This window comes from Longimicrobium sp., from assembly GCA_036377595.1.
GTDB lineage: Bacteria > Gemmatimonadota > Gemmatimonadetes > Longimicrobiales > Longimicrobiaceae > Longimicrobium.
In genome coordinates this window covers 17,729-28,367 of record DASUYB010000095.1, presented here as the reverse complement: position 1 = coordinate 28,367, position 10,639 = coordinate 17,729, and the positions used below count along the sequence as shown (strand labels likewise).

Below are 10,639 nucleotides of genomic sequence, written 5' to 3'. Positions count from 1 at the left end.
ATCCTCACCGGCGACGAGCTCGACATCGCCATGGACTACGAGGCGATGGCCGAGGCGGGGACGATGCTGGGCTGCGGCTCCGTGATCGTCATGGACGATACGACGAACGTGGTGAAGCAGGTGCGGCGCATGGTGGACTTCTACGCCCACGAGAGCTGCGGGCAGTGCACGCCCTGCCGCGAGGGGACGGCGTGGGCGGCGAAGATCCTGCGCCGCATCGAGAACGGGCGCGGGCTTCCCGAGGACATCGACACGCTGCTGCAGATCTCCGACAACATGACGGGGAAGACGATCTGCGTGCTGAGCGACGCGGCGGCCGCGCCCATCGTCTCCAGCATCCAGAAGTTCCGCGCGGACTACGAGGCGCTGATGGCCCCGCAGCCCGCCCTGGCGGGGATGGGGATGGCCGGCGCCGAGCCCGGCACCGTCCGCTGAGACCGAACGAGAGGCAGAATCGGCAGATGGCCGACGCGAACCCGACCGTTGAGACGGTCCACGTCACGATCGACGGCATGGAACTGGACGTGCCCAAGGGCACGCGCATCCTCGACGCCGCGGCGATGGCGGGCGTGGACGTGCCGCACTACTGCTATCACCCGGGGCTGACCGCGCCCGCGCAGTGCCGCATGTGCCTGGTGGAGATCGAGAAGGTGCCCAAGCTGCAGCCCGCCTGCGTGGCGACCGTGGCCGACGGCAACGTGATCCACACCCAGAGCGAGAAGGCGCTCGAGGCCCGGCAGGGCGTGCTGGAGTTCTACCTGGTGAACCACCCGCTCGACTGCCCGGTCTGCGACCAGAGCGGCGAGTGCAAGCTGCAGGACTACACGTCGGCGGAAGGGCGGGCGATGGGCCGCTCGCTCGAGCCCAAGCGCGTCCTCGGCCGCGACGACTTCGGCGGCGACGTGCTGTTCTACGCCGACCGCTGTGTGATGTGCACCCGCTGCGTGCGCTTCATGCTCGAGGTCGCGCAGGACGAGCGGCTGGCCGTGGTCCAGCGGGGACACAGGAACGTCATCGACACCTTCTTCGACGAGGGGCTCGAGGGGAACCTGTGGGCCGACAACATCGTCGACATCTGCCCGGTGGGCGCGCTGGTCTCGAAGGACTTCCTGCACAAGGCGCGGGCGTGGGACCTCGACCGCGTCCCCTCCATCTGCCCCAACTGCAGCCAGGGGTGCAACGTCCGCCTGGAGACGCGCGACAACCAGGTGATGCGCATCAAGCCGCGCCCCAACCAGGACGTGAACTCGCACTGGATGTGCGACTACGGGCGGCTGAACTACGAGTGGATCAACCGCGGCGGCCGCATCGAGGCCCCGCTGGTGAAGGACGGCGGCCGGTTCGTCCCCGTCTCCTGGTCCGACGCGCTGACGCGGCTCGCCGCGGCGCTGAAGGAGGCCGCGGGCGAGGCGCGCGCCGTCGTCTCCCCGTTCATGGCGAACGAGGACCTGGGCCTGCTGCGCCGGGTGATGGACGCCACCGGCGGCGGGAGCGGCGTCTACCGCTGCCCCACGGGCGAGGAGGTGGTCCTCCCCGGCTTCCCGCAGCTGGCGCTGAGGACGGATCGGGCCGCGAACTCGAATGGCGCGGACGTCTTCGGCTACAATCGCGTCGGCGACAGGGACGGGCTCGGCGGGCTGGAGCAGGCCGCGTCGCATTCGGGCGTGCTCTGGGTGCTGGGAGACGAGCTGGCGGACGCGCCGGAGACGTTCGGCACCTCGGCGAGCGTCTACGTCTACGTGGGCCACTTCCTCTCTCCCGCGGCGCGCAACGCGCACTTCGTGCTGCCGGCGACGACCTTCGCGGAGATGGAGGGGAGCTTCACCAACGTGCAGAAGCGGGTGCAGCGCTTCTGGCCCGCGCTGCAGGCGCCGGGGATGTCGCGCCCCGCTTGGCAGATCCTGGGCGTGCTGCTGGCCGGCGTGAGCGACGCCGCCCCCGCGGGGACGGCCGCCGACGCCTTCGCCGCGCTGGGCGAGGTGGCGCCGGGGTTCGCCGCGCTGGCGTGGGCGGATCTCGGACAGCAGGGCGCGCCGCTGCAGAGCATGGCCGAGACGGGCGATTGAGGATCACCCGCCGTCCATGGGGGCGGCGGGGAAACGCTAGAGAGGACGAACGAGTTCCGCCGATGCAGGCAACCATTCCTACGTACCACGAAGTCACCGGCAACGCCTGGTTCTGGCTGAGCCTGGCCAAGGTGCTGGTGGTGTTCGTGGCCGTGCTGGTGATCGTGGCCATGCTCACCCTGATGGAGCGCAAGGTGAGCGCGTGGATGCAGGACCGGCTGGGCCCCAACCGCGTGGGCCCCGGCGGCCTCCTGCAGCCCGCGGCCGACGGGCTGAAGAACATCCTCAAGGAGGAGACGAACCCCGCCGAGGCCAACCGGGTGTTCTTCACCCTGGCGCCCATGCTCTCCATCATCCCGGCGATGGTGACGTTCGCGGTGATCCCCTTCGCCGCGCCGCTGCCGACGCCGTGGGGGGTGCTGCCGATGGTGCTGGCCGACGTGCCGGTGGGGATCCTCTTCCTCCTCGCCTTCTCCTCCCTGGGCGTGTACGGGATCGTGATCGCGGGGTGGGCCAGCTACAACAAGTACGCGCTGCTGGGCGGGCTGCGCGCCGGCGCGCAGATGATCAGCTACGAGATCGCGCTCGGCCTCTCGCTGATGTCCGTGTTCATGGTCACGGGGAACGTGGGGCTGACGGAGATCGTGTGGAAGCAGCAGCAGATGCACCTGTGGTTCATCCTCCCGCTCGCCGTCTCCTTCTTCTTCTTCTGGATCAGCTCGTTCGCGGAGACCAACCGGCTTCCCTTCGACCTCCCCGAGGCCGAGAGCGAGCTGGTGACCGGGTATCACACGGAATACTCGGCGATGAAGTTCTCGATGTTCTTCATCGCCGAGTACTCGCACGTGCTGACGGTGTCGATGCTGATGGCCACGCTCTTCCTGGGCGGATGGGACATCCCGCTGCTGCAGCGCGACAACATGTTCGGCGAGGTGAACGGCGCCTGGGTGGGCGCGGCGCCGAGCGTGTGGATCACGCTGGCCACGCTGGTCGCGTTCAGCATCAAGACCTTCGTCTTCATCCTGGTCTTCATGCTGGTGCGGTGGACGGTGCCGCGCTTCCGCTACGACCAGGTGATGGACCTGGGGTGGAAGATCATGCTTCCCGCCGCGCTCTTCGCGGTGGTGGTGACGGCCGCCGCGGTGCTGGCGCTGGACTCGTTCGGCGTCGAGTACGGGTGGAAGTGGGGCGTCGCGCTCTCCGCCGTGAACCTGCCCATGCTGGCCATCGTCCTCTGGGTGATGGACAAGGGGCACACGCTGACGGGGACGGGCGCGAGGGAGGAGAAGCGGCGGATCGCGCGGGAGGCCGCGCGCGCCCGGGCGCAGGCGCGCCGGGTTCCCGTGGCCGCGAACGCGCAGCAGGTACGCTGAACGATGGCGATCAACGTCAAGGTGATGAAGCGCCCCGCGGGCAAGAGCAGCTACATGCGGGCCACGCTCAAGGGGATGTCGCTGACCTTCCGCCACATGGCGAAGGCCGCGGGCGACCGCAGCGAGCTGACGATCCAGTACCCGGACGTCAAGAAGGAGCTCAGTCCCCGCTGGCGGGGGACGCACGTGATGGAGCAGCACGAGGACGGGCGGCCCAAGTGCGTGGCCTGCGGCCTGTGCCCCACCATCTGCCCCGCCAACTGCATCAAGCTGGTACCGGGCGAAGACGACCAGGGGAACCGCTACCCGATCGTGTACGAGATCGACGAGTTCCGCTGCATCTTCTGCGGGATGTGCCAGGAGGTGTGCCCGGTGGAGGCCATCCACGTGGGCAACCACTACGAGAACGCCGAGTTCACGCGCCACGCCTTCGTGTACGACCTGGACCGGCTGATGGCGCAGACGCATCCCGTCACGCTGCTGTGGGATCCGAGCGACCCGGCGGGCGAGTGACGGGAGTGCGGAAGTGCGGAAGTGCGGAAGTGCGGTAGTGCGTTGACGGTCTGACGAGATGCAGTCCGCGAAGGCGGACTTCCTGGAGTTCCAGCCCGGGGTTTCAACCCCGGGCGAGCCGGCGGACGGCACCGACGATCGTCCGCTGTGCCGCAGTCCGTGGTCGATGCCGCGATTTCATCTGCCTGGGGGGCTTGGGGCGGACGAGGAACGAATGCACGTGACCTTCACCCAGATCCTGTTCTTCTTCTTCGCGGCGTGCGCGGCGGGAAGCGCGCTGGCCATGGTGACGCGGAAGAACCCGGTGGCCTGCGCCGTCTGGCTCATCGGCACCTTCTTCTCCGTGGCCGCCATCTACACCCTGCTGGGCGCCTACTTCATCGGGATCATCCAGATCCTGGTGTACGCGGGCGCCATCATGGTGCTGTTCCTGTTCGTGATCATGCTGCTGAACCTGGGCAACGACTTCGAGCCCGACATCCGCGGCACCGGCTGGAAGGTGGCGGCCGGCGGCGCGGCGCTGCTGATCATCGCCTTCCTCGCGCGCGTGTTCGTGGCCGACGTCCCCCGGCCGCTGGGCGACCAGGCGGGGCCGGCCGCTCTCGCGACGGCGCAGGCGCAGAACGGCGTGGTGGGGCTGATCGGGGTGCCGCTGTACAACGAGTACGTGGTGCCGCTCCAGGCCACCGCCATCCTCCTGCTGGTGGCGGTCGTCGGCGCGGTGGTCCTGGCCAAGCGCAAGGTGTGATGAACGACATTCCGCTGAGCTGGTCGCTCGGGCTGAGCGCCATCCTCTTCGCCATCGGCGTGGGCGGCGTGATCGTCCGCCGCAACGCCATCGTCCTGTTCATGTGCGTGGAGCTGATGCTCAACGCCGTGAACCTGGCCTTCGTGGCGCTCAGCCCGTATGCCGGGGTGCAGGGCCAGGTCTTCGTCTTCTTCGTGATCGCCGTGGCGGCCGCCGAGGCCGCCGTGGGGCTCGCGATCATGATCGCCGTCTTCCGCCACCGCGAGAGCGTGGACGTGAAGAACTTCAGCCTGCTCAGGTGGTAGGGCCCACGACGATGCTCCTTCTCCAGGAAGCGGCGCACGGCGCCCAGGCGCTCGAAGAGGGCGCCAACGGCTTCAGGACCGTCTATCCGTGGCTGATCGTCGCGCTCCCGCTGCTCGGGTTCGTGCTGAACGGCCTCCTCTCCATCGTCGCCGCGCGGCGCGCGCTGCCGAAGCTGCCGCCGGTGGGCGATCCCTCGTACGACCACGCGCACGACGAGGATCACGGCGAGGCCGCCGCCCATCCCGCGATGGTGCACGCCGCCGTCGGCGCGGAGATGCCGAGCGAGCAGGAGGCGCACGACTCCGGCGCCGTCGCCCACCCCGTCGACGCCGCGCACGCGGAGATGCACGGGGACGCGCACGCCGTCGCCGCGGACGCGCACGGGCACGACGACCACTTCCACGAGCCGGACGAGCATCTCCCCGCGGGGCCGAAGCCGTGGACGCACGTCCTCCCGTCGTTCATCGCGCCCGGCGTCCTGCTCGCCTCGTTCGTCGTCGCGCTGCTCAACTTCCTGGCGATGCGTGGGGTGGCGCCCGAGGCGCGCTTCGCCATCGAGCCGGGGTGGAGCTGGATCCCCGTCGGCTCCCTGCACGTGGACGCGGCGCTGCAGCTGGACCCGCTGTCGATGCTGATGACGCTGGTTGTCACCGGCGTGGGCTCGCTGATCCACATCTTCTCCGTCGGCTACATGAAGGAGGACCCCGGGTACCCGCGCTACATGGCGTACCTGAACCTCTTCGTGTTCTTCATGCTGATGCTGGTGCTGGGCTCCTCCTACCCGGTGATGTTCGTGGGCTGGGAGGGCGTGGGGCTCTGCTCGTATCTGCTCATCGGCTTCTGGTTCACCGAGAAGGCCAACGCCGACGCGGGGAAGAAGGCGTTCATCGTCAACCGCATCGGCGACTTCGGGTTCCTGATCGCCATGTTCCTCCTCTTCTGGAACGTGGGCGCGCTGGACTTCCGCGGGGTGAACGAGGCGCTGCTGTCCGACCAGGGGCGCTACTTCGGTGGCGCGCTGATCACCTGGATCGGGCTCTTCTTCTTCCTGGGCGCCTGCGGCAAGAGCGCGCAGATCCCGCTCTACACCTGGCTGCCCGACGCCATGGCCGGCCCCACGCCGGTCTCCGCGCTGATCCACGCTGCCACGATGGTGACGGCGGGCGTCTATCTCGTCGCGCGCTCGGCGGTGATCTACACGCTGGCGCCGTCCGCCTCGCTCGTCGTGGCCCTGGTCGGCGCGCTGACGGCCATCTTCGCGGCGTCCATCGGCCTGAAGCAGTGGGACATCAAGAAGGTCCTGGCCTACTCCACCGTCTCGCAGCTCGGCTTCATGTTCGCCGGGGTGGGGATGGGCGCGTACGTGGCCGGCGTGTTCCACCTGATGACGCACGCCTTCTTCAAGGCCTGCCTCTTCCTGGGCTCCGGCGCGGTGATCCACGCCATGCACGCCGCGCTGCACTCCACGCACAACCCCGCGGACGCGCAGGACATGCGCAACATGGGGGGACTCAGGAAGTACCTGCCGATCACGTTCGCGACCATGGGCGTCTCCACCCTGGCGATCGCGGGGGTGCCGCCCTTCGCGGGATTCTTCTCGAAGGACGAGATCATCGGCGCGGCGTGGCTGGGGGCGGAGGGCGCGTCGCACCTCTCCAGCGCGCGGTTGCTGGGGATCGCGGGGAGCACGTGGATGGCGGCGATCGGGGTGATCCTCTCCGTCGCCGCGTTCATGACGGCGTTCTACATGGGCCGGATGATGATCTACACCTTCTTCGGCCGGAACCGGACGGGGGAGGAAGAGCGGAAGCACCTCCACGAGGGCGACTGGACGCTGACGCTGCCGCTGATCGTGCTCGGTGCGCTGGCCGTGGTCGGCGGCCTGGTGAACGTGGAACCGCACGTGCCCATCGTGAGCGCCTTCAACTTCGGGCAGGACGAGGCGCTGCACCACTGGCTCCACCCCGCGCTGGCCGGCGCGGACAACGTGATCGCGCAGAGCGTCGGGCGGCTGCCGGAGCCCGAGCACGCGCTCTGGCCCATCGCCCTGGCCATCGCCATCGGCATCGGCGGGCTGGCGGTCGCCTGGGCGGTGATCGGCGCGCGGCGCGACCGGATCGGCGACGCGGCCACGGAGCCCGAGTACAAGGGCGACGCGGAGCGCGTGCTCTACAACAAGTGGTACGTCGACGAGCTGTACGACCGCATCGTGGTCAGGCCCGTGGGAGGACTCTCCCGCCTCTTCGCGCGCTTCGACATGGGCGTGATCGACTGGACGGTGGACCTGTTCGGGCGGCTCTCGCAGATGTTCGGCATCGCCTTCGGGCGGCTGCAGACGGGACAGCTCAACACCTACGCCTTCGTGCTGGTGGTGGGCGTGGTGATCGTGCTCGGCGCCTTCGTGGCCCTGTGACGGCGGAATAAGGACGTGGAAGCCTTCTACCATAGCCACTGGATCCTCACCCTCCTCATCGTCTTCCCGCTGATGGGCGCGCTGGCCGCGTACCTGTCGGGCGAGGAGAACGCGCGCGAGGTGGCGCTGGGGGTGGGAGTCATCGAGTTCCTGGTGTCGGTGCCGCTCTTCTGGACCTTCGAGCCGGGCGCGCGCTGCACCCTGCCGTCGTTCCCGGTGAACTCGCCCGCCTTCCAGAACTGCGTCGACGCCGCCTGGTTCCCGAAATGGGGGATCCACTACCAGCTGGGGCTGGACGGGATCTCGCTCTTCATGGTGCTGCTGACCACCCTCCTGCTGCCGCTGATGGTGCTGGGGTCGTGGACGTACATCAAGGAAGGGAAGCGCGGCTTCTACGCCTCGCTGCTGGCGCTGACCACGGGCGTGATCGGGGTGTTCGTGGCGCTGGACATGTTCCTGTTCTACGTGTTCTGGGAGGTGATGCTGATCCCGATGTACTTCATGATCGGGATCTGGGGCGGGAAGGAGCGCATCTACGCGGCGGTGAAGTTCTTCCTCTTCACCACCGTGGGCTCGCTGCTGATGCTGGTGGCCATCCTCTACCTCTTCTGGATGTGGAGCGGCCCGCGCCCGCTGGAGCCCAGCTTCAGCTACTTCGCCTTCCAGCAGATGCAGCTGACCGGGCTGCAGCAGTCGCTCCTTTTCCTGGCGTTCGCGCTGGCCTTCGCCATCAAGGTGCCGATCTTCCCCTTCCACACCTGGCTCCCGCACGCGCACGTGCAGGCGCCCACGGCCGGCTCCGTGGTCCTGGCCGGCGTGCTGCTGAAGATGGGGACGTACGGCTTCATCCGCTTCGCCCTCCCGCTCTTCCCCGACGCCGCGAGGGCGGGACGGGTGGCGCCGTGGGCAATGGCGCTGGGGCTGATCGGCATCATCTACACGGCGATGGTGGCCGCCGTGCAGCCCAACGCGAAGAAGCTGGTGGCCTACACCTCGGTGGCGCACCTGGGCTTCGTGATCCTGGGCATCTTCGCCTTCAACCTGCAGGGGATGCAGGGCGCGCTGCTGGTGATGATCGGTCACGGCCTGTCGACGCCGATGCTCTTCTTCCTGCTGGGGATGCTGTACGAGCGGCGCCACAGCTACGAGATCGAGGACTTCGGCGGGCTGGCGGCCTCGGTCCCGCTCTTCGCCACCATGCTGGTGTTCGCGGGGATGGCGTCCGTCGGGCTGCCGACCACGGCCGGGTTCGTGAGCGAGTTCCTGGTGCTGCTGGGCGCGTTCGAGACGCACCCATGGTTCGCCATCGCGTCGGCCCTGGGGGTGATCTTCGCCGCGTACTACATGCTGCCGATGGTGCAGAAGATGGTGTTCAACCGGCTCGACAAGCCGGCAAACCTGCGGATCCCCGACCTGAACGGCCGCGAGCTGGCGATCCTGGTCCCGCTCGTCGCGCTGATCCTGTGGATCGGCTTCTACCCGAAGCCCTTCCTGGACCGGATGGAGCCGGCCGCGCGCGACGTGCTGGTGGCGGTGCAGCGGAGCAAGCTGATCCCCGACATGCCGGGCGTGACCACGCGCGGGCAGGTGGCGATGCAGCGCGGCGCGGAGGCGGGGCGATGAGCGCCGTGCTCGACCTCTCCCGCCCCTCCGGCTACGTGCTGGCGGCGCTCCCCGAGATCGTGCTGTGCGCGTGGGGGATGCTGGTGCTGATCGTGGACGTGGCGCAGAAGGGGAGCCGCTCCGAGCCGAGCCGGCCCTCCATCGGCTGGCTGGCGCTGGCCGGCGTGGTGGCCACGGCCGCCGCGGCGCTCGGGCTGTGGAACGTGCAGGCCGGCCCCGGCCCGGCGATGATGGCGATGGACCGCTTCCGCATCTTCATCGACCTGGTGATCCTGGCCTCCGCCGCGCTCACGCTGCTGATGGCGCAGGGGTACCTGGACCGGCGGGGGATCAACCGCGGCGAGTTCCACGCGCTGGTGCTGTTCTCCACCGCGGGGATGCTGATGATGGCGGGCGCGCGCGACCTGCTGATGGTGTTCATCGGCCTGGAGCTCCTTTCCATCCCCATCTACTGCCTGGTGGGCTTCGACCGGCTGGACGAGCGCAGCGCGGAGGGGGCGCTCAAGTACTTCCTCCTGGGCGCCTTCTCCAGCGCGTTCTTCCTCTTCGGCATCGCGCTGACCTGGGGAGCGACGGGGACGACGGACATCCCGCTCCTCGGCAGGCTCGTCCTCGGCAGCGGTGCGCAGGTGACGCCGCTGCTGCTGGCGGGGATGGCCATGCTGATGGTGGGGTTCGGCTTCAAGGTGGCGGCCATGCCCTTCCACATGTGGACGCCCGACGCGTACGACGGCGCGCCCACGCCGGTGACGTCGCTGATGTCCACCGGGGTGAAGGCGGCGGCGTTCGCGAGCTTCATCCGCGTGTTCGTGATCGGCTTCGGCGGCGCGCCGCAGCACTGGCAGCAGATCGGCTTCTGGATCGCCGTGGTGACCATGGTGGGCGCGAACCTGATCGCGCTGACCGAGGGAAGCCTCAAGCGGATGCTGGCGTACTCGTCGATCGCGCACGCCGGCTACCTGCTGGTCGCCCTCCTTTCCAACTCGGCCGACGGCGCGGCGGCGTTCCTCTTCTACCTGCTCGTCTACACGCTGATGACGGCGGGCGCGTTCGCCATCCTCATCGCCAACTCGCGCGAGGCCACGGGGCACGAGCGGGTGGCGCTGGAGGACTGGACCGGCTTCGCGCGCGAGAAGCCGGTGCTGGCGGGGCTCTTCGCCATCTTCCTGCTGTCGCTGGCGGGCTTCCCGCTGACGGCGGGGTTCCTGGGCAAGCTGTACATCCTGCGCGCCGCCATCGCCAGCCAGCTGACGCCGCTGGCGGTGATCCTGGTGCTGGCCTCGCTGCTCAGCTACTTCTACTACCTGCGCGTGATCGTGGTGATGTACATGGCGCCGCCGCGGGTGGCCGGCGAGCACCGCGCCGCGCGCCTTCCCGCCCCGGCGATGGCGGGGGTGGGGCTGGCGGCCGCGCTGGTGGTGCTCCTCTTCTTCCTGGGCGCGTGGCCGATGAACTGGGCGGAGCGCAGCGCCAACTCGCTCTGGCCGGCGGAGTGGCAGCAGCCCGCCGCCGCGCCGGGCCAGCCGGGCCAGGCACCGCGGTCGGTGATCCGGTCGTTGTAGGGAAGGGAAAAGAAGTCCTAAGTCCTGAGTCCTAA

General features: G+C 69.0%; 9 protein-coding genes. All 9 read left to right on the top strand.

The annotated features are described in order from the left end of the window. Positions 1 to 435 (top strand): NADH-ubiquinone oxidoreductase-F iron-sulfur binding region domain-containing protein (locus tag VF092_15370; protein ID HEX6748677.1); only part of this gene is annotated, 435 nt, incomplete at its 5' end. A gap of 26 nt (positions 436 to 461) precedes the next feature. Then, positions 462 to 2,066: a molybdopterin-dependent oxidoreductase gene (locus VF092_15365; protein HEX6748676.1), complete on the top strand. Its 1,605-nt coding sequence runs from the start codon at positions 462 to 464 to the stop codon at positions 2,064 to 2,066. 62 nt (positions 2,067 to 2,128) lie between these two features. After that, complete coding sequence (gene nuoH / locus VF092_15360; GenBank protein ID HEX6748675.1) at positions 2,129 to 3,439, top strand: NADH-quinone oxidoreductase subunit NuoH; 1,311 nt, start codon at positions 2,129 to 2,131, stop codon at positions 3,437 to 3,439. A gap of 3 nt (positions 3,440 to 3,442) precedes the next feature. Further along, complete coding sequence (locus VF092_15355) at positions 3,443 to 3,952, top strand: NADH-quinone oxidoreductase subunit I (protein ID HEX6748674.1); 510 nt, start codon at positions 3,443 to 3,445, stop codon at positions 3,950 to 3,952. Positions 3,953 to 4,166: 214 nt separating this feature from the next. Further along, entirely contained in the window at positions 4,167 to 4,700 is a 534-nt protein-coding gene (locus VF092_15350) for an NADH-quinone oxidoreductase subunit J (GenBank protein ID HEX6748673.1), read from the top strand. Continuing rightward, a complete protein-coding gene (nuoK, locus tag VF092_15345) occupies positions 4,700 to 5,005 on the top strand; it encodes an NADH-quinone oxidoreductase subunit NuoK (protein ID HEX6748672.1) in 306 nt (101 codons plus the stop codon). The genes VF092_15350 and nuoK overlap by 1 nt, the downstream gene beginning before the upstream one ends. Positions 5,006 to 5,016: 11 nt before the next feature. Beyond that, positions 5,017 to 7,419, top strand: coding sequence for an NADH-quinone oxidoreductase subunit L (nuoL, locus tag VF092_15340; GenBank protein HEX6748671.1), 2,403 nt, complete (start codon positions 5,017 to 5,019; stop codon positions 7,417 to 7,419). Positions 7,420 to 7,434: 15 nt separating this feature from the next. Further along, positions 7,435 to 9,042, top strand: a complete 1,608-nt coding sequence (locus VF092_15335) for an NADH-quinone oxidoreductase subunit M (GenBank protein HEX6748670.1) — start codon at positions 7,435 to 7,437, stop codon at positions 9,040 to 9,042. Beyond that, the gene (locus VF092_15330; protein HEX6748669.1) at positions 9,039 to 10,604 is read left to right on the top strand and encodes an NADH-quinone oxidoreductase subunit N; all 1,566 of its coding nucleotides are present in this window, start codon (positions 9,039 to 9,041) and stop codon (positions 10,602 to 10,604) included. The genes VF092_15335 and VF092_15330 overlap by 4 nt, the downstream gene beginning before the upstream one ends. Positions 10,605 to 10,639 lie beyond the last annotated feature (35 nt).

Bases quoted from the DNA above. Each gene is read 5' to 3' on its own strand.
- nuoL (HEX6748671.1), top strand. From the start codon at position 5,017: ATGCTCCTTCTCCAGGAAGCGGCGCACGGCGCCCAGGCGCTCGAAGAG.
- VF092_15365 (HEX6748676.1), top strand. From the start codon at position 462: ATGGCCGACGCGAACCCGACCGTTGAGACGGTCCACGTCACGATCGAC.
- VF092_15330 (HEX6748669.1), top strand. From the start codon at position 9,039: ATGAGCGCCGTGCTCGACCTCTCCCGCCCCTCCGGCTACGTGCTGGCG.
- VF092_15355 (HEX6748674.1), top strand. From the start codon at position 3,443: ATGGCGATCAACGTCAAGGTGATGAAGCGCCCCGCGGGCAAGAGCAGC.
- nuoH (HEX6748675.1), top strand. From the start codon at position 2,129: ATGCAGGCAACCATTCCTACGTACCACGAAGTCACCGGCAACGCCTGG.
- VF092_15350 (HEX6748673.1), top strand. From the start codon at position 4,167: ATGCACGTGACCTTCACCCAGATCCTGTTCTTCTTCTTCGCGGCGTGC.
- nuoK (HEX6748672.1), top strand. From the start codon at position 4,700: ATGAACGACATTCCGCTGAGCTGGTCGCTCGGGCTGAGCGCCATCCTC.